The sequence below is a fragment of the Pseudomonas putida genome (genome assembly GCF_001976065.1).
Taxonomy (GTDB): domain Bacteria; phylum Pseudomonadota; class Gammaproteobacteria; order Pseudomonadales; family Pseudomonadaceae; genus Aquipseudomonas; species Aquipseudomonas serbica.
In genome coordinates this window covers 55,060-73,607 of sequence record NZ_MNAH01000014.1, presented here as the reverse complement: position 1 = coordinate 73,607, position 18,548 = coordinate 55,060, and the positions used below count along the sequence as shown (strand labels likewise).

Genomic DNA, 18,548 nt, shown 5'->3' with positions numbered 1-18,548 from the left:
ACCATGGCCAAGATGAGCATGAAAAACCGCGAGCTGAAGCGTCAGCTCACGGTTGCCAAGTACGCCAAGAAGCGTGCAGCACTGAAAGCTATCATCGTTGATCTGAACGCAAGTCCAGAAGCGCGTTGGGAAGCTACAGTAGCCCTGCAGAAGCAGCCACGTGACGCAAGCGCTTCGCGCATGCGTAACCGCTGCCGCCTGACCGGTCGTCCACACGGCGTTTACCGCAAGTTCGGCCTTGGCCGTAACAAACTGCGTGAAGCGGCAATGCGTGGTGACGTACCAGGTCTGGTTAAAGCCAGCTGGTAAGTACTGTCAAAGTCTCGGTGCGAAGGTTCGCAAGAACCTGACCACCGGTGGCCTTGAATCTGGAACAAGCCCCTTTTGGGGCTTGTTTCATTTCCGGAGTGTGTCTAGAATACCCGGCTCGCCTGAGCCCGTGTTTTTTTACCCGGAGATTCTCGGCGACACGTAGTAGCCGCAAGGCTAATTTTTCTGTATTAGGAGCGTCTAGCCCATGAGTATGCAGGACCCGTTAGCGGACATGCTAACTCGAATCCGTAATGCCCAGATGGCTGAAAAGTCCGTCGTAAGCATGCCATCTTCCACGTTGAAGGTAGCTGTTGCCAAAGTCCTGAAGGACGAAGGTTACATCGCGGGTTATCAGATCAGCAGCGAAACCAAACCACTGCTGTCTATCGAGCTGAAATACTTCGAAGGCCGTCCGGTTATCGAAGAAGTGAAGCGCGTTAGCCGTCCAGGCCTGCGTCAGTACAAGTCCGTCGATGATCTGCCAAAAGTTCGTGGCGGTCTCGGTGTGTCTATCGTCTCCACCAACAAGGGTGTGATGACTGATCGTGCTGCGCGCGCTGCCGGTGTCGGCGGCGAAGTTCTTTGCACTGTGTTCTAAGGGGGGATAAGCATGTCTCGCGTCGCTAAGAACCCCGTTAAGCTGCCAGCCGGCGTCGAAGTAAAATTCGCAGGCCAACAGCTTTCGGTGAAGGGTGCCAAGGGCACTCTCGAACTGAACATCCATTCGTCCGTTGAGATCGTTGAAGAAGCTGGTGAGCTGCGTTTCGCTGCTCGCAATGGCGATCAACAAACTCGCGCAATGGCTGGTACCACTCGTGCGTTGGTAAACAACATGGTCCAAGGCGTAAGCCAAGGCTTCGAGCGCAAGCTCCAGCTGGTCGGTGTTGGTTACAAAGCGCAAGCAAAAGGCACAGTGCTGAACCTGGCTCTTGGCTTCTCGCATCCAGTGGATTACGAACTGCCGGAAGGCATCACCGCTGAGACTCCTAGCCAGACCGATATCCTGATCAAGGGCATCGACAAGCAGCTGGTAGGTCAAGTGGCCGCCGAGATCCGCGACTTCCGTCCACCAGAGCCGTACAAAGGCAAAGGTGTGCGCTACGCGGACGAAGTCGTCCGTCGTAAAGAAGCCAAGAAGAAGTAGGGCATAGCAAATGACCGACAAAAAAGTTACTCGACTGCGTCGCGCTCGCAAAGCACGCCTGAAAATGCACGAACTCGAAGTCGTGCGTCTCTGCGTGTTCCGCTCTTCGCAGCACATCTACGCCCAGGTCATTTCGGCCGACGGCAACAAAGTCCTGGCAAGCGCCTCGACTTTGGATAAAGAACTGCGTGATGGCGCCACTGGCAACATCGACGCGGCCACTAAGGTTGGCCAGCTGGTCGCTACGCGTGCTAAGGCCGCTGGCGTCTCGCAGGTGGCTTTCGACCGCTCTGGCTTCAAGTACCACGGCCGCGTTAAAGCGCTGGCTGATGCTGCTCGTGAAGCTGGGCTGGAGTTCTAAGTTATGTCAAATAACGACCAAAAGCGCGACGAAGGCTACATCGAGAAGCTGGTTCAAGTTAACCGCGTAGCCAAAACCGTTAAAGGCGGCCGTATCTTCACTTTCACCGCGTTGACCGTGGTGGGTGATGGTAAAGGGCGTGTTGGCTTCGGCCGTGGCAAGTCGCGTGAAGTGCCTGCTGCGATCCAGAAGGCAATGGAAGCTGCTCGCCGCAACATGATCCAGGTTGATCTGAACGGCACCACCCTGCAGTACGCAATGAAGTCCGCCCATGGCGCTTCGAAGGTGTACATGCAGCCTGCTTCTGAAGGTACCGGTATCATCGCTGGCGGCGCAATGCGTGCCGTTCTCGAAGTTGCTGGCGTTCAGAACGTTCTGGCCAAGTGCTACGGCTCGACTAACCCTGTAAACGTGGTTCACGCCACTTTCAAGGGTCTGAAGGCTATGCAGTCTCCTGAATCCATTGCCGCCAAGCGTGGCAAAAGCGTCAAGGAGATCTTCTGATCATGGCTACCGTTAAAGTTACGCTGATCAAAAGCATGACCGGCCGCATCCCTAACCACAAACTGTGCGTTAAGGGTCTGGGTCTGCGTCGCATCGGTCACACTGTAGAAGTCCAGGATACTCCCGAGAATCGCGGGATGATCAACAAGGCTTACTACATGCTGCGTGTCGAGGGTTAATCGATGAAACTCAATGATCTGAGTCCAGCGCCGGGTTCCCGTCGCGAAAAGCATCGTCCGGGCCGTGGTATCGGTAGTGGTTTGGGTAAGACTGGTGGCCGTGGTCACAAAGGTCAGACTTCCCGCTCCGGTGGCACCATTGCTCCAGGCTTTGAAGGCGGTCAACAGCCGCTGCATCGTCGCCTGCCGAAGTTCGGTTTCGTTTCCCTGAAAGCCATGGACCGCGCAGAAGTGCGTCTGTCCGAGCTGGCCAAAGTGGAAGGCGACATCGTCACCGTGCAGTCCCTGAAAGATGCCAACGTGATCAACGTCAACGTACAGCGTGTGAAAATCATGCTGTCCGGTGAAGTGACTCGCGCTGTCACTATCGGCAAGGGAATCGGCGCCACCAAAGGTGCGCGTGCGGCTATCGAAGCAGCTGGCGGCAAGTTCGAGGAATAAATGGCTAAGCAAGGTGCTCTCTCTGCGCTCGGCAAAGGCGGTATGTCTGAACTCTGGGCTCGTCTGCGTTTTCTGTTCCTGGCGATTATCGTCTACCGAATAGGCGCACACATCCCGGTTCCAGGTATTAACCCGGACCGACTCGCGGACCTGTTTCGACAGAATGAGGGGACCATTCTTAGCTTGTTCAACATGTTTTCCGGCGGCGCGCTGGAGCGGATGAGCATTTTTGCACTGGGGATCATGCCGTACATTTCGGCATCGATCATCATGCAACTGATGACCGCCGTCAGCCCGCAGCTGGAGCAGTTGAAGAAGGAAGGTGAAGCTGGCCGTCGCAAGATCAGCCAGTACACCCGCTACCTCACTGTCGTCCTTGCTCTTGTCCAGGCCATTGGCATGTCCATTGGTCTGGCGGGGCAGGGCGTTTCGTTCACTGGTGACTTTAGCTTCCATTTCGTCGCGGTAACCACTTTTGTGGCTGGTGCGATGTTCATGATGTGGCTGGGTGAGCAGATTACTGAGCGTGGTGTTGGCAACGGTATCTCGATGTTGATTTTTTCGGGTATCGTCGCCGGTCTTCCGAGAGCGATCGGGCAGTCTTTCGAGTCTGCACGTCAGGGTGATATCAACATCTTCGCCCTGGTTGCCATCGGTTTGCTGGCAGTAGCGATCATCGGTTTCGTGGTGTTCATTGAGCGTGGTCAGCGTCGTATTGCTGTTCACTACGCCAAGCGTCAGCAGGGCCGCAAGGTCTTCGCTGCGCAGACTAGCCACTTGCCGCTGAAAGTGAACATGGCCGGTGTTATTCCGGCCATTTTCGCGAGCAGCATTTTGCTGTTCCCGGCTTCGCTGGGTGCCTGGTTCGGTCAGTCTGAAGGTATGGGCTGGTTGCAGGACATCTCGCAGTCGATCGCTCCTGGTCAGCCGTTGAATATTCTGCTGTTTAGTGCAGGGATTATTTTCTTCTGCTTCTTCTATACGGCGTTGATGTTCAATCCGAAAGACGTAGCGGAAAACCTGAAGAAGTCCGGTGCCTTTATTCCGGGCATCCGTCCAGGTGAGCAGTCTGCGCGCTACATTGATGGCGTTCTGACTCGTTTGACCCTGTTCGGTGCTCTTTACATGACGGCCGTGTGCCTGTTGCCCCAGTTCCTGGTGGTTGCAGCCAACGTTCCGTTCTACCTTGGCGGGACCTCGTTGCTGATCGTCGTCGTGGTTGTGATGGACTTCATGTCCCAAGTACAATCGCACCTCGTTTCGCACCAGTACGAATCCCTGATGAAGAAAGCCAACCTGAAGGGTTACGGCAGCGGCATGCTGCGCTGACCCATAAGGTTCGAGGAGTTGGTGATGAAAGTTCGTGCATCGGTGAAAAAGCTGTGCCGTAACTGCAAGATTATTCGCCGCGAAGGTGTTGTTCGAGTAATTTGCAGCGCGGAACCGCGTCACAAACAGCGCCAAGGCTGAGTGTGATTGTGCTTCAAGCCCGGCAGCTAGTGCGCTGCCGGGTTGATTATTTGTTATTACAGCGATATTATCTCGCGCCCTATTTCTTGGCTTCCGGGGCGTAGGTAGCTGTCAATTGGAGTCCCACTGAATGGCCCGTATTGCAGGCGTTAACATTCCAGATAACAAGCATACTGTTATCTCGCTGACCTACATCTATGGTGTTGGTCGCACTACTGCACAGAAAATTTGTGCAGAGACTGGGGTAAACCCAGCAGCAAAGATCAAAGATCTGAGCGACGAGCAGATTGAACAGCTGCGTGGCGAAGTGGCGAAGTTCACCACTGAAGGTGACCTGCGTCGCGAAATCAACATGAAAATCAAGCGCTTGATGGACCTCGGTTGCTATCGCGGTCTGCGTCATCGTCGTGGTCTGCCAGTACGCGGTCAGCGTACCAAGACCAACGCGCGTACCCGTAAAGGTCCGCGTAAGCCGATCCGCAAGTAATCGCCCCAGCGAATCGACAGGAAAATTATCATGGCAAAACCTGCTGCTCGTCCTCGTAAAAAAGTTAAAAAGACAGTGGTTGATGGCATCGCCCACATCCATGCATCTTTTAACAACACCATCGTGACCATTACCGACCGTCAAGGTAACGCTCTTTCCTGGGCTACCTCCGGTGGTTCGGGTTTCCGCGGTTCCCGCAAGTCCACCCCGTTTGCTGCTCAAGTAGCTGCTGAACGTGCTGGTCAAGCTGCGCTGGAATACGGCCTGAAAAACCTCGACGTAAACGTCAAAGGTCCAGGTCCAGGTCGTGAATCCGCAGTCCGCGCTTTGAACGGCTGTGGCTACAAGATCGCCAGCATCACCGACGTGACGCCAATCCCGCACAACGGGTGCCGTCCGCCGAAGAAGCGCCGCGTGTAATCCAGGAGATTGTAAAGAATGGCTCGTTACATTGGTCCAAAATGCAAACTCGCTCGTCGCGAAGGCACCGATCTCTTCCTGAAGAGCGGCGTGCGCGCGATCGAATCGAAGTGCAACATTGAAGCAGCACCTGGTATCCACGGCCAACGCCGCGGTCGCCAGTCCGACTACGGCACCCAACTGCGTGAAAAGCAGAAGGTCCGTCGTATCTACGGCGTTCTCGAGCGTCAATTCAGCGGCTACTACAAAGAAGCTGCTGGCAAGAAAGGTGCAACCGGTGAAAACCTGCTGCAACTGCTCGAATGCCGTCTGGACAACGTTGTATACCGTATGGGCTTTGGTTCGACTCGCGCCGAATCCCGTCAGCTGGTATCGCACAAGTCGATCAGCGTAAACGGTCAAACCGTTAACGTTCCGTCCTACCAGGTTCGTGCTGGTGACGTGGTCGCTGTTCGCGAGAAAGCAAAAAACCAACTTCGCATTGTCCAAGCTCTCGATCTGTGTGCCCAACGTGGCCGCGTAGAATGGGTAGAAGTAGACACTGAGAAGAAGTCGGGCGTTTTCAAGAACGTTCCAGCTCGCAGTGATCTGTCCGCCGACATCAACGAAAGCCTGATTGTCGAGCTCTACTCCAAGTAAGGGCTAGAAAATAGGTGCATCCATGCAGATTTCGGTAAATGAGTTCCTGACACCTCGCCACATTGATGTGCAAGTTGTCAGTCCAACCCGCGCCAAGATCACGCTCGAGCCTCTCGAGCGTGGCTTTGGCCACACCCTGGGCAACGCGCTGCGCCGCATCCTGTTGTCCTCAATGCCCGGCTGTGCAGTAGTCGAGGCCGAGATTGACGGTGTGCTCCACGAGTACAGCGCCATCGAAGGTGTACAGGAAGACGTAATTGAAATCCTGTTGAACCTTAAAGGTCTGGCTATCAAGCTGCACGGCCGTGACGAAGTTACGCTGACCTTGTCGAAGAAGGGTTCGGGGGTGGTTACCGCTGCCGATATTCAGCTGGATCATGATGTCGAGATCGTTAATCCCGATCACGTAATCGCTAACCTGGCGTCTAACGGCGCCCTGAACATGAAGCTCGTAGTAGCTCGTGGTCGTGGTTATGAACCGGCAGACTCGCGTCAGAGCGATGAAGACGAAAGCCGCAGCATCGGTCGCTTGCAGCTTGACTCTTCGTTCAGCCCGGTTCGCCGTATCGCATACGTGGTGGAAAACGCCCGTGTCGAACAGCGTACTAACCTGGACAAGCTGGTTATTGATCTGGAAACCAACGGTACCCTGGATCCTGAAGAGGCTATCCGCCGTGCTGCAACCATCCTGCAACAGCAGTTGGCTGCGTTCGTCGACCTCAAAGGTGACAGTGAGCCAGTGGTTGTCGAGCAGGAAGACGAGATCGATCCGATCCTGCTTCGCCCGGTTGACGATCTGGAACTGACTGTACGTTCGGCTAACTGCCTTAAGGCGGAAAACATCTACTACATCGGCGACCTGATTCAGCGTACCGAAGTAGAGCTGTTGAAGACTCCGAACCTGGGCAAGAAATCCTTGACTGAAATCAAGGACGTTCTGGCCTCCCGCGGTCTGTCCCTCGGCATGCGCCTCGACAACTGGCCGCCTGCAAGTCTTAAGAAGGACGACAAGGCGACTGCCTGATCGTCGTAATCACCGAACGTAGTGTTTGGTAAGGAATGAACCATGCGTCATCGTAAAAGTGGTCGTCACCTGAGCCGCACCAGCTCGCACCGCAAGGCCATGTTCCAAAACATGGCGGTGTCGCTGTTCGAGCACGAGCTGATCAAAACTACTCTGCCAAAAGCTAAAGAACTGCGCCGCGTTGCCGAGCCGCTGATCACTTTGGCCAAGACAGACAGCGTTGCTAACCGTCGTCTGGCTTTCGACCGTACTCGTTCGAAAGCTATCGTTGGTAAGCTCTTCAACGACCTGGGCAAGCGTTACGCTACCCGTGAGGGTGGCTACCTGCGCATCCTCAAGTGCGGTTTCCGCGCTGGCGACAACGCGCCTATGGCGTACGTCGAGTTGGTTGATCGTGCTACTGCTGGCGAAGCTGTATCTGCCGAGTAAGACGTCAGTCTGAAACAAAGAACCGGGCCTAGTGCCCGGTTTTTTGTGCCTGTAAGAAACGCGCCGTTTGTACAAGCGTGCCCCTCGTTCACATCGTCATGATGTGATGGGGATGATCATTAGTTTTTATCTATCGATACCTGCAAGTTAATGAATTTGTAGCTGTCATATTGATGATCAATACTCCTTCTCAGCCGATAGCCGGCAGTTCAAGACCGACAGAGGAAGGAACATCGCATGAGCCAAAACAATACGCTTACTACCGCCAGTGGCGCTCCTGTTGCCGATAACCAGAATTCCCGTTCCGCCGGCCCTCGTGGCCCGCTGCTGCTCGATGACTTTCACCTTATCGAGAAGCTTGCCCACTTCAACCGTGAAAACATCCCAGAGCGCCGCGTACACGCCAAAGGCTCGGGTGCCTACGGTACGTTCACCGTCACACGCGATATCACTCAATACACCAGCGCGAAGCTGTTTGAGGCAGTCGGCAAGCAAACCCCCACTTTCCTGCGGTTTTCCACCGTGGGTGGCGAGCGTGGTTCGGCCGATACCGAGCGTGATCCGCGCGGGTTCGCCTTGAAGTTCTACACCGAGGAAGGCAATTGGGACATCGTTGGCAACAACACCCCCGTGTTCTTCATTCGTGATCCACTGAAATTCCCGGACTTTATCCACACCCAGAAGCGTTTGCCGCAAAGCAACCTGAAGAGTGCCCAGGCGATGTGGGACTTCTGGTCGCATTCGCCCGAGGCGCTGCACCAGGTCACCATCCTGTTTTCCGACCGCGGTATCCCTGATGGATACCGTCACATGCACGGCTTCGGCAGCCACACTTACAGCCTTATCAATACTCAGGGCGAGCGTCATTGGGTCAAATGGCACTATAAGACCAAGCAAGGGATCAAGAGTCTCGCCCCTGCAGAAGCTGCGCGCCTGGCAGGTACCGATCCGGATTACGCCCAGCGCGACCTGTTCGAAGCCATTGAGCGCGGTGACTTTCCGAAGTGGCGTGTGTGCATCCAGATCATGACCGAGGCTCAGGCCGCAGCGCACTACGAGAACCCGTTCGACGTGACCAAGACCTGGTCGCAGAAGGAGTTCCCGCTGATCGAAGTCGGTGAGCTGGAACTCAACCGAAATCCATTGAACTACTTCGCCGAGGTTGAGCAGGCCGCGTTCGGCCCGAGCAACATGGTGCCAGGCGTAGGTCTGTCGCCAGACCGCATGCTGCAAGGTCGTGTATTCGCTTACGCTGACGCGCACCGCTACCGTGTCGGCACCAATCACCAACAGTTGCCGGTTAACGCACCACGCAGCCCGGTGAACACCTATCAGCGCGATGGCTCGATGGCTTTTGGCACCAATGGAGGTGCGGCACCGAACTACGAGCCCAATAGCTATTCGCAGTCGCCAAAACAGGCGCCTCGTTATGCTGAGCCCGCGCTGGCTTTAAGTGGTGCGGCCGATCGCTACGATCATCGCGAAGATACCGACTACTACAGTCATGCCGGCGCACTGTTCCGACTGATGAGTGACGAGCAGAAAACGCTGCTGGTCAATAACATCGCTGGAGCCATGTCAGGCGTATCGAGCGACGTCGTCGATCGCCAATTGCAGCATTTCTACAAGGCAGATCCGGCGTATGGAGAAGCAATCGCAACGCTGCTCAACGTACAGCTTAACGAAGTCTAAATGAGAAGCAGAACCGCCCTTGTTTGGGCGGTTTTTGCGTTATTTAAGCTGCTTTTCTCAGAATATCTTCGCTTTTATTGCGTCTTTCGGGTGACGTTATGGCAAGGTTGGTTCAAACTACAGACTTTCAAGCAGGGAGATGTAGGGCGATGCAAGGCCACCCAGACGTTATCGATTACCTCAACACGTTGCTGACCGGCGAGCTGGCCGCGCGTGATCAATATTTCGTCCACTCGCGGATGTATGAGGACTGGGGTTTTACCAAGCTCTACGAACGAATCAACCACGAGATGGAAGAGGAAGCCGGGCACGCTGATGCCCTGATGCGCCGAATCCTGATGCTCGAAGGCACGCCGCGCATGCGTCCGGATGATCTGGATGTCGGCACCACGGTGACCGAGATGCTTGAAGCTGACCTGCGCCTGGAATACAAGGTGCGGGCCGCGCTGTGCAAGGGCATCAAGCTCTGCGAGCAGCACAAGGACTATGTCAGCCGCGAAATGCTGCGGGTCCAATTGCACGACACCGAAGAAGATCACACCTATTGGCTCGAGAAGCAGTTGGGCCTGATCAAGTTGATCGGTCTCGAAAACTATCTGCAATCCCACACCTGATTGCTGATACAAAAAAGCCCCTGTCACTGATGAAGTGACAGGGGCTTTTTCATGGAGCCCGGTTAAGCCCTGTCACGCTCCAGCAGCGGTTTGAGGTAGTAACCGGTATGGGATTGCTTCATTTCTGAGACTTCTTCCGGCGTACCGACGGCAATGATCTGCCCACCCTTGGAACCACCCTCCGGACCCAGGTCCACCAGCCAGTCAGCGGTCTTGATGACGTCGAGGTTGTGCTCGATCACCACCACCGTGTTGCCGTGGTCGCGCAGGCGATGCAACACGTCCAGCAGTTGCTGGATGTCCGCGAAGTGCAGGCCAGTCGTCGGCTCATCGAGGATGTACAGGGTCTTGCCGGTATCACGCTTGGACAGCTCGCGGGAAAGTTTCACCCGCTGGGCTTCGCCGCCGGACAGCGTGGTCGCCGATTGCCCCAGCTTGATGTACGACAGGCCGACGTCCATCAGCGTTTGCAGCTTGCGCGCCAGGGCCGGAACCGCATCAAAGAACTCCCGGGCTTCCTCGATGGTCATCTCGAGGGTTTCGTGGATGCTCTTACCCTTGTATTTGATCTCGAGGGTTTCACGGTTGTAGCGCTTGCTCTTGCAAACATCGCAGGGCACATAGATGTCCGGCAGGAAGTGCATTTCCACCTTGATCAGCCCGTCACCCTGGCAGGCCTCGCAGCGTCCGCCCTTTACGTTGAAGGAGAAACGCCCGGGGCCATAGCCGCGAGAGCGAGATTCCGGCACACCGGCAAAAAGCTCGCGGATCGGAGTGAACAGGCCGGTGTAGGTGGCCGGGTTGGAGCGCGGCGTGCGGCCGATGGGGCTTTGGTCGATGTCCACGACCTTGTCCAGATGTTCCAGGCCCTTGATGCTGTCGTGCGCGGCAGCTTCCAGGGTGGTTGCACCGTTGAGTGCCGTGGCGCTCAACGGAAAGAGCGTGTTGTTGATCAACGTCGACTTGCCTGAGCCGGACACGCCGGTCACGCAGGTCAAGAGGCCGATCGGGATCTCCAGGTCGACATTGCGCAGGTTGTTGCCACGGGCACCCTTGAGGGTTAGCGACAGTTTCTTGTTGCGCGGCGTACGCTTGGCCGGCACCGCAATCTTCACCCGGCCCGACAGGTATTTGCCGGTCAGGGAGTCGGGATGCGCCATCACTTCGGCCGGTGTACCTTCGGCGACGATATGCCCACCGTGAACCCCAGCGCCCGGGCCGATATCCACTACATAGTCGGCCAGGCGAATCGCGTCTTCATCGTGCTCCACCACGATCACCGTGTTGCCGATGTCGCGCAGGTGTTTCAAAGTGCCGAGCAACCGGTCGTTATCGCGCTGGTGCAGGCCGATTGAGGGCTCGTCGAGGATGTAGAGAACGCCGACCAGGCCAGCGCCGATCTGGCTGGCCAGGCGAATACGCTGGGCCTCGCCACCGGACAGGGTGTCTGCGCTACGATCCAGCGACAGATAGTCGAGGCCGACGTTGACCAGGAATTGCAGGCGCTCGCGAATTTCCTTGAGGATCTTGTCGGCGATTTCGCCTCGGCGGCCAGTTAGTTTCAGTTCACCGAAGTACTCGCAGGCGTCGCCGATTGGGAGGTTGGTCACCGCCGGCAGGGTTTTCTCGCCGACCCACACGTGCCGTGCCTCGCGACGCAGACGGGTGCCGCGGCAATCAGGGCAGGACTGGGTGCTGAGAAACTTGGCCAGCTCTTCGCGCACCGAGGCCGACTCGGTTTCGCGATAGCGACGTTCCAGGTTCGGTACGATGCCTTCGAACGGGTGCGAGCGCTTGACGATATCGCCCCGGTCATTGAGGTATTTGAAATCGACGTTTTGCGACCCGCTGCCGTGCAGAATGCTCTTCTGCTGATCAGCCGGCAGTTCGTTGAACGGCACTTCCAGGCTGAACTTGTAGTGCGAGGCCAGCGAGCCGAGCATCTGGAAATAATAGACGTTGCGCCGGTCCCAGCCGCGAATCGCGCCTTCGGCCAGGGTCAGTTCACCATTGACCAGGCGCTTGATGTCGAAGAACTGCTTCACCCCCAGGCCGTCACAGGTCGGGCAGGCGCCGGCCGGGTTGTTGAAGGAAAACAGCTTGGGCTCGAGTTCGCTGATGGCATGCCCGCAGATCGGGCAGGCGAAACGCGCGGAGAAGATCATCTCTTCGCCAGGCTCATCGTCCATCGGCGCCACCAGAGCGATGCCGTCCGCCAGTTTCAGCGCAGTTTCAAAGGACTCGGCCAGGCGTTGTTGCAGGTCGGCGCGGACCTTGAAACGGTCGACCACGACATCGATGGTATGTTTTTTCTGCTTGTCGAGCTTGGGCGCTTCGTCCAACTCATACAGCTTGCCGTTGATCCGCGCACGGACGAATCCTTGGGCGCGCAGTTCTTCGAAAACCGACAGGTGCTCGCCTTTGCGCTCGCGAATCACCGGGGCCAGCAGCATGAGCTTGCGGCCCTCCGGCTCGGCGAGGACCAGGTCGACCATCTGGCTGACGGTCTGCGCCTCCAGGGGAATGTCGTGATCCGGGCAGCGCGGAATGCCGACGCGTGCATACAGCAGGCGCAGGTAGTCGTAGATTTCGGTGATGGTGCCGACGGTCGAGCGCGGGTTGTGCGAGGTCGACTTCTGTTCGATGGAGATTGCCGGCGACAGGCCTTCGATGGTGTCGACGTCAGGTTTTTCCATCATTGACAGGAACTGCCGGGCGTAGGCCGACAGCGACTCGACATAACGACGCTGGCCTTCGGCGTACAGCGTGTCGAACGCCAGGGACGACTTGCCGGAGCCGGACAGGCCGGTGATGACGATCAGCTTGTCCCTTGGCAGGGTCAGGTCGATGTTCTTCAGGTTGTGGGTTCGAGCCCCACGAATCAGGATCTTGTCCAAAGTGGCCTCGCTCGGCGGGCGTCGAAAACGTAGGAGTATACGGCCAAATACTGGATGGATGCACACTATCGAATACTGGTTTCGTAGCCTTACATGAAAGCTCTGTCATCTACGCGCGGCAAAGCGTCGCGATATACCCCGCCAATCGATGGGACTGGTAGAATCGCCGCCGGTTCACATGAGGTTTTTCCATGCACGATCCCCACAGCGAGCGCATGAGTGGCAGTGAGACCCGCGCGGCAAGCGGTCTGGCCCTGGTGTTCGCCTTCCGTATGCTTGGCATGTTCATGGTGTTGCCGGTCCTGGCGACCTATGGGATGGACCTGGCGGGAGCGACCCCGGCCCTTATCGGGCTGGCGATTGGCGCTTACGGCCTGACCCAGGCGATTTTCCAGATTCCCTTCGGCTTCATTTCCGACCGCATCGGCCGCCGCCCGGTGATTTACCTGGGGCTGATCGTCTTCGCGCTCGGAAGCGTACTGGCGGCGAACGCCGACTCGATCTGGGGCGTGATCGCCGGGCGCATCCTGCAAGGTGCCGGGGCGATTTCCGCAGCGGTGATGGCGTTGCTGTCAGACCTGACCCGTGAACAGCATAGGACAAAAGCCATGGCCATGATCGGCATGACGATCGGCCTGTCGTTCGCTGTCGCCATGGTAGTAGGGCCGTTGTTGACCCGTGCCTTCGGGCTGTCCGGGTTGTTCCTTGCCACCGGTGGCATGGCGCTGTTCGGCATTGTCATTGTGATGTTCATGGTGCCGCGCTCCACGGGGCCGTTGCAGCATCGTGAGTCCGGTGTCGCCCGGCAGGCGCTGATTCCGACGCTCAAGCACCCGGACCTGTTGCGCCTGGATCTTGGTATCTTCGTGTTGCACGCGATGTTGATGTCAAGTTTCGTTGCCTTGCCCCTGGCGCTGGTGCAGAAAGCCGGGCTACCCAAGGAGCAGCATTGGTGGGTGTATCTGACCGCGCTGCTGATTTCCTTCTTCGCCATGATCCCGTTCATCATCTACGGCGAGAAGAGACGCAAAATGAAACGAGTTTTACTCGGTGCCGTCGTGACGCTGATGCTCACTGAGCTATTCTTCTGGCAGTTCGGCGACAGCTTGCGGGCTCTGGTAATTGGAACCGTGGTGTTTTTCACGGCCTTCAATCTGCTGGAGGCTTCGTTGCCATCGCTGATCAGCAAGGTTTCACCGGCCGGCGGCAAGGGCACGGCGATGGGGGTCTACTCCACCAGTCAGTTCCTCGGCTCGGCACTGGGCGGCATACTCGGCGGCTGGCTGTTCCAGCATGGCGGTCTGTCGGTTGTGTTCCTTGGATGCGCCGGTCTGGCTGCCCTCTGGCTGGCCTTTGCTGTTACCATGCGTGAACCTCCCTACGTGACAAGCCTGCGCTTGCCATTGTCGCCCGAGGCGATCCGCGAAGCGGGGCTGGTTGAGCGCCTGAAGGCCGTCGTAGGGGTAACAGATGCAGTGATAGTCGCAGACGAAGCGGCGATTTACATCAAATTGGACACCGAACTATTGGATCGCACCACCCTTGAGCGCCTGGTGAACAACCCGGCCGGGGCAGCGTGCGTAGCCTAGGAGAACGTAATGGCCCGTGGGGTTAACAAAGTCATATTGGTCGGCACTTGCGGCCAGGATCCTGAAGTTCGTTACCTGCCGAATGGCAACGCCGTGACCAACCTGAGTCTGGCAACCAGCGAACAGTGGACCGACAAGCAAACCGGTCAGAAAGTCGAAAAAACCGAATGGCACCGTGTGTCGATGTTCGGCAAGGTCGCAGAGATCGCCGGCGAATACCTGCGTAAAGGTTCGCAGGTCTACATCGAAGGCAAGCTGCAGACCCGCGAGTGGGAAAAAGACGGTATCAAGCGTTACACCACCGAAATCGTGGTCGACATGCAAGGCACCATGCAACTGCTGGGCGGTCGTCCACAGCAGGGTGACCAGCAAGGCCAGGGTGGTGGTAACAACTACCAGCAATCCGCGCCTCGCCAGCAGGCCCCGCGTCCGCAGCAGTCGGCCCCGCAACAGTCGCGCCCGGCTCCTCAGCAGGCCGCTCCGCAGCCAGCTCCGGACTTCGACAGCTTTGATGACGATATTCCGTTCTAAAACAGCTGTAAGCCCCAGGCTACTGGCCGCCAGCTGAAAAACAAAACCCGCACTTCGGTCTGAAGTGCGGGTTTTTTTTGCGATGAAACTTCAGTTCGCGAGGAATTCGTCGGTCGACACCACCTTGGCGTAGGCAAAGCCCAGGGCCGACATGAATGCCGCATGTACATGCGCCGCCGGAATGGTCATGCCGTTGAACTCCAGATCCCGGGAGGCACAGGCATCGTGGATCACCGTGACGCTGTAGCCGAGGTCGTTGGCGGCGCGGGTGATGCCATCGATACACATGTGGCTCATGCTGCCGACCACCACCAGTTCCTTGATGCCTTGCTCGTCGAGAATGGACTGGAGTTCGGTTTCGCGGAACGAGTTGACGAAGTGCTTGAGCACCACCGGCTCGTTGTCCTGGTTGAGGACTTTCGGGTGCAGCTTGGCGCCGTCGGAGCCAGGGGTGAAAAACGGTGCGTCTTCGGAAGTGAATTCGTGGCGGATGTGTACCACCGAATCACCAGCATCACGAAAGGCTTTGAGCAGACGCACAGCATTGTCCGCGGCAGCGTCGGCGCCCGCCAGCGGCCACTTGCCTTGGGGGAAGTAGTCTTTTTGGATATCGACTACGATGAGTGCTTGCTTGGCCATGACTGTTTCCTCGAAGTGCGGTTTGGGTGTGGAATGGAGTATTGGCCCTGGCCTGCATTCCGGGGATTGGCCGCACCGACAATAGAAGGGGGAAAACTGACAATGGATGCACAAAGGGCGATCGTCGAACTGGGCGTGTTGATCTATCCCGGCGCGCAGATGGCGGCGGTGCATGGATTGACTGACCTGTTCGGGGTGGCCAACCGGATTGCCGCCGAGCACCAGGAGGCGCGCTTGCCCTTGCTGCGGGTGAGCCATTGGCAGGTTGATGGCGAGCAGGCGCCAGTTCGTGTCTATGACAGCCATCCCGCTAGGGACGGCGCATTGGTGGCGGTATTGATTCCACCGTCGATCGCCGGGTTTACCGAAGGCCAGGCGCCACAGACGCTGTTGCGCTGGCTTCGCCAACAGCACGCCAGCGGTGCAACCCTCGGTGGTGTCTGCGTGGGTTCGCTGCTGTTGGCTGAAAGTGGCTTGCTCGACGGTCGCAGTGCCACCACTCACTGGACTTCGGCAAAATCCTTCAGCGAGCGTTACCCGGCGATCAAGCTCAAAGCCGATACACCCATTGTCGACGACGGCGACCTGATTACCACGGCCGGGCTGATGGCCTGGTCTGAATTGGGCCTACGCCTGGTGGATCGTCTATTGGGGCCGAGCATTGCCACCGGCACTGCGCGTTTCCTGGTGGTGGAACACAGCGACAGCGCCAGTGAGTGCGGCAGCAATTTCGCGCCGATTCTCAGCCATGGCGACGGCTCGATTCTCAAGGTTCAACACTGGTTGCAAAGGACTGGGGCCACCGATGTCTCGCTGGCGACGATGGCTGAGCGGGCAGGGTTGGAAGAGCGGACGTTCCTGCGCCGTTTCCGCGCGGCGACCGGACTCAAGCCCACGGAATACTGCCAGCACCTGCGAGTCGGCAAGGCCCGGGAAATGCTCGAATTCACCAACGGCACTATCGATCACATTGCCTGGACCGTGGGATATCAGGATCCTGGAGCGTTTCGTTCGACGTTCAAGAAGATTACCGGGCTGGCGCCGAGTGACTATCGGGCGCGGTTTGGCGTGATGCCGAGTGTTGCAAGCCGATAGGAGCAGCTCCCAAATCCCCTGTGGAGGCGATGTCAGGGTCGAGTCGTGCAAAATGCCGGATTGAACAATCCGGTCGTGCAGAATAAGGCTGGCGCGGTGCCACTATCCATTCTGCAACAGGCTGATTTCAAAACCTTTTTTTTCAGGAAACGGTTGGCCTGAACCCTGCACTCCATCAGCTACATTCATATCGCGACAACTGAAGGGGGACGCATGACCCCAACAAACCGCAAGAAACTCGTAGTCGCCCATTCGGTGCGTCCCGATGCGCCACAGCATGAAATCGAAACCAATCGCGCCCTGGCCCGTTGGCTGGCGCAAATCCTTGGACTCAAATTTGGCGGCAGCTACGACCCGCAGGCGCACAATGGGCGGGATATTTATCTGTTGCCAACCCAGACCCTGGTTGGCACCGCTGTTGCTCGGGAGTTGGGCGTCAATGGACCCGATGATTTGTGGGGCGGATACGTCGAGCATGATTTCATCTGCACCAAAGCCATCAGCCATGGGTTGTTGAATAGACATGCCCGTGCACCGCAAGGCTGGGCGCCGTTGTTTTCCGAGCGGGTGCGCACTGTAGTACTTGATGGTCTCAGTGTTTTCTCGTTCGAGGACGCGCGGCCGGCGGCGGAGCATCTGCTCTACAGCGGCGCGATCCGCATCAAGCCGATTCATGCCTGTGCCGGGCGTGGGCAGGAAGTCATCAAGAGCCTCGATCAGTTCGATGAAATTCTCGCCCGCCCTGAAGCGAAAGCGCTGTTCAGTGAGGGCGTGGTGCTCGAGCAGGACCTGGACCAGGTGATTACCCACAGCGTCGGGCAGAGTTTCATCGGCGACAAGGTGCTCAGTTACTGCGGTGATCAATACTTGACCAAAGACGCCCACGGCGAAGAGGTCTATGGTGGTTCCAACCTGCTGGTGGTGCAGGGTGGCTACGACGATCTGCTGACGCTGGATTTGCCTGACAATGTGCAACTGGCGATCAGGCAGGCCCAGGTATTTGATGGCGCCGCAGATGAAGCCTATCCCGGTTTCTATGCCTCACGGCGCAATTACGACATCGCCCAGGGCATTGCCAGTGACGGCCAGCAACGCAGCGGCGTGCTTGAGCAATCCTGGCGCATGGGCGGGGCCAGCAGCGCTGAAGTGGCAGCCTTGCAGAGTTTCGTCAACGATCCGGGGATGCGCGCGATTCGCGTGTCTTCGGTGGAGACCTACACCGATCAACCGCTGCCGGCGGACGCCATCGAGGTGTACCGCGGGCCGGCGGAAAACAGCGATTTCCTCCTCAAGTACGTAACGGTCAAATCCTATGACGGCTAGAAGCGAAAGCATTCAAATCGACATCGACGACGAACAGATGAGCGGGACTTTTCTCAGCCCTAAATCGAAAGTCCCCGGGGTGCTATTCGTGCACGGTTGGGGCGGTAGTCAGGAGCGCGACCTGGAACGGGCCAAAGGCATCGCCGGATTGGGTTGTGTCTGCTTGACTTTCGACCTGCGCGGGCACACCGGTGGCACGGGTATTCCGCTGACCCGCGTGACCCGTGAAGACAACCTGCGCGACCTGCTGGCGGCCTACGACCGATTGCTCGCGCACCCGGCGCTGGATACCTCGGCAATTGCCGTGGTCGGCACCAGTTATGGCGGTTACCTGGCCTCGATCCTCACCTCGCTGCGGCCGGTGCGCTGGCTGGCGTTGCGGGTGCCGGCGCTATACCGCGATGATCAATGGCACACGCCCAAACGCGATCTGGACAAGCTCGACCTGCGCGATTACCGCAGCACGCTGGTGCGCGCTGACAGCAACCGGGCGCTGCATGCCTGTTCGCAATTTACCGGGGATGTGTTGCTGGTGGAGTCGCAAACCGATGACTACGTACCCCATGCAACCATCATGAGTTATCGCGCGGCGTGTCAGCAGACCCACTCGCTGACCCACCGCATCATCGACGGCGCCGATCATGCGCTGAGCGACCCCGTTTCACAGCAGGCCTACACCTCGATCCTGGTGGACTGGATCACGGAGATGGTGGTGGGTGAGCGGTTGAGCATCATTCAGTCCACATGATTTTGTGGTG

At 57.6% G+C, this 18,548-nt stretch carries 23 protein-coding genes; 21 read left to right on the top strand and 2 right to left on the bottom strand.

Features of this window, described 5'->3' with window-relative positions; genetic code table 11:
- Positions 1 to 3: 3 nt before the first annotated feature.
- The 16 genes from rpsN to bfr all read left to right on the top strand — a co-directional run bounded on the left by rpsN (position 4) and on the right by bfr (position 9,716).
- Entirely contained in the window at positions 4 to 309 is a 306-nt protein-coding gene (rpsN, locus tag BKX96_RS30915) for a 30S ribosomal protein S14 (protein WP_003176414.1), read from the top strand.
- Between the two features lie 208 nt (positions 310 to 517).
- Positions 518 to 910, top strand: a complete 393-nt coding sequence (gene rpsH / locus BKX96_RS30910) for a 30S ribosomal protein S8 (RefSeq protein ID WP_008065722.1) — start codon at positions 518 to 520, stop codon at positions 908 to 910.
- 12 nt (positions 911 to 922) lie between these two features.
- Positions 923 to 1,456: a 50S ribosomal protein L6 gene (rplF, locus tag BKX96_RS30905; protein WP_003176412.1), complete on the top strand. Its 534-nt coding sequence runs from the start codon at positions 923 to 925 to the stop codon at positions 1,454 to 1,456.
- 10 nt (positions 1,457 to 1,466) lie between these two features.
- A complete protein-coding gene (rplR, locus tag BKX96_RS30900) occupies positions 1,467 to 1,817 on the top strand; it encodes a 50S ribosomal protein L18 (protein ID WP_003186037.1) in 351 nt (116 codons plus the stop codon).
- 3 nt (positions 1,818 to 1,820) lie between these two features.
- Positions 1,821 to 2,321 carry a 30S ribosomal protein S5 gene (rpsE, locus tag BKX96_RS30895; RefSeq protein WP_003186035.1) on the top strand — a complete coding sequence of 167 codons (501 nt, stop codon included), beginning with the start codon at positions 1,821 to 1,823 and terminating at the stop codon, positions 2,319 to 2,321.
- 2 nt (positions 2,322 to 2,323) lie between these two features.
- Positions 2,324 to 2,500, top strand: a complete 177-nt coding sequence (gene rpmD / locus BKX96_RS30890; protein WP_003176408.1) for a 50S ribosomal protein L30 — start codon at positions 2,324 to 2,326, stop codon at positions 2,498 to 2,500.
- Between the two features lie 3 nt (positions 2,501 to 2,503).
- Positions 2,504 to 2,941 carry a 50S ribosomal protein L15 gene (gene rplO / locus BKX96_RS30885; RefSeq protein WP_003228720.1) on the top strand — a complete coding sequence of 146 codons (438 nt, stop codon included), beginning with the start codon at positions 2,504 to 2,506 and terminating at the stop codon, positions 2,939 to 2,941.
- Positions 2,942 to 4,270: a preprotein translocase subunit SecY gene (secY, locus tag BKX96_RS30880; protein WP_008065724.1), complete on the top strand. Its 1,329-nt coding sequence runs from the start codon at positions 2,942 to 2,944 to the stop codon at positions 4,268 to 4,270.
- 24 nt (positions 4,271 to 4,294) lie between these two features.
- Positions 4,295 to 4,411 (top strand): 50S ribosomal protein L36, encoded by a 117-nt coding sequence (gene rpmJ / locus BKX96_RS32715; protein ID WP_002555468.1) that lies wholly within the window; start codon positions 4,295 to 4,297, stop codon positions 4,409 to 4,411.
- A gap of 130 nt (positions 4,412 to 4,541) precedes the next feature.
- Positions 4,542 to 4,898 (top strand): 30S ribosomal protein S13, encoded by a 357-nt coding sequence (gene rpsM / locus BKX96_RS30875; protein WP_009045849.1) that lies wholly within the window; start codon positions 4,542 to 4,544, stop codon positions 4,896 to 4,898.
- Between the two features lie 30 nt (positions 4,899 to 4,928).
- The gene (rpsK, locus tag BKX96_RS30870) at positions 4,929 to 5,318 is read left to right on the top strand and encodes a 30S ribosomal protein S11 (protein ID WP_002555466.1); all 390 of its coding nucleotides are present in this window, start codon (positions 4,929 to 4,931) and stop codon (positions 5,316 to 5,318) included.
- An 18-nt stretch (positions 5,319 to 5,336) separates the two neighbouring features.
- Positions 5,337 to 5,957: a 30S ribosomal protein S4 gene (rpsD, locus tag BKX96_RS30865; RefSeq protein WP_003176404.1), complete on the top strand. Its 621-nt coding sequence runs from the start codon at positions 5,337 to 5,339 to the stop codon at positions 5,955 to 5,957.
- 22 nt (positions 5,958 to 5,979) lie between these two features.
- Complete coding sequence (locus BKX96_RS30860; RefSeq protein ID WP_007970428.1) at positions 5,980 to 6,981, top strand: DNA-directed RNA polymerase subunit alpha; 1,002 nt, start codon at positions 5,980 to 5,982, stop codon at positions 6,979 to 6,981.
- 42 nt (positions 6,982 to 7,023) lie between these two features.
- Entirely contained in the window at positions 7,024 to 7,410 is a 387-nt protein-coding gene (gene rplQ / locus BKX96_RS30855; protein ID WP_007970429.1) for a 50S ribosomal protein L17, read from the top strand.
- A 237-nt stretch (positions 7,411 to 7,647) separates the two neighbouring features.
- Entirely contained in the window at positions 7,648 to 9,102 is a 1,455-nt protein-coding gene (locus BKX96_RS30850) for a catalase (protein WP_077186326.1), read from the top strand.
- A gap of 149 nt (positions 9,103 to 9,251) precedes the next feature.
- Entirely contained in the window at positions 9,252 to 9,716 is a 465-nt protein-coding gene (bfr, locus tag BKX96_RS30845) for a bacterioferritin (RefSeq protein WP_008053867.1), read from the top strand.
- Between the two features lie 62 nt (positions 9,717 to 9,778).
- On the opposite strand, the gene uvrA is transcribed toward bfr, so the two are convergent.
- Positions 9,779 to 12,613 (bottom strand): excinuclease ABC subunit UvrA, encoded by a 2,835-nt coding sequence (uvrA, locus tag BKX96_RS30840; protein WP_046815906.1) that lies wholly within the window; start codon positions 12,611 to 12,613, stop codon positions 9,779 to 9,781.
- A gap of 191 nt (positions 12,614 to 12,804) precedes the next feature.
- Between uvrA and BKX96_RS30835 the strand changes: the two genes are divergently transcribed.
- Positions 12,805 to 14,202 (top strand): MFS transporter, encoded by a 1,398-nt coding sequence (locus tag BKX96_RS30835; protein WP_046815905.1) that lies wholly within the window; start codon positions 12,805 to 12,807, stop codon positions 14,200 to 14,202.
- A 9-nt stretch (positions 14,203 to 14,211) separates the two neighbouring features.
- Positions 14,212 to 14,733: a single-stranded DNA-binding protein gene (locus BKX96_RS30830; RefSeq protein WP_020799826.1), complete on the top strand. Its 522-nt coding sequence runs from the start codon at positions 14,212 to 14,214 to the stop codon at positions 14,731 to 14,733.
- Between the two features lie 90 nt (positions 14,734 to 14,823).
- Here the strand turns inward: BKX96_RS30830 and BKX96_RS30825 are convergent, their stop codons facing one another.
- On the bottom strand, positions 14,824 to 15,372 hold the full coding sequence (locus tag BKX96_RS30825; protein WP_077186325.1) for a cysteine hydrolase family protein: 549 nt from the start codon (positions 15,370 to 15,372) through the stop codon (positions 14,824 to 14,826).
- Between the two features lie 102 nt (positions 15,373 to 15,474).
- Between BKX96_RS30825 and BKX96_RS30820 the strand changes: the two genes are divergently transcribed.
- From BKX96_RS30820 to BKX96_RS30810, 3 genes are all read left to right on the top strand, one after another.
- On the top strand, positions 15,475 to 16,467 hold the full coding sequence (locus BKX96_RS30820; RefSeq protein WP_077186324.1) for a GlxA family transcriptional regulator: 993 nt from the start codon (positions 15,475 to 15,477) through the stop codon (positions 16,465 to 16,467).
- Positions 16,468 to 16,680: 213 nt separating this feature from the next.
- Positions 16,681 to 17,790, top strand: a complete 1,110-nt coding sequence (locus BKX96_RS30815; RefSeq protein ID WP_077186323.1) for a DUF3182 family protein — start codon at positions 16,681 to 16,683, stop codon at positions 17,788 to 17,790.
- Positions 17,780 to 18,538: an alpha/beta hydrolase family protein gene (locus BKX96_RS30810; protein WP_077186322.1), complete on the top strand. Its 759-nt coding sequence runs from the start codon at positions 17,780 to 17,782 to the stop codon at positions 18,536 to 18,538. Before BKX96_RS30815 ends, BKX96_RS30810 begins: the two co-directional genes overlap by 11 nt.
- Positions 18,539 to 18,548: the final 10 nt, after the last annotated feature.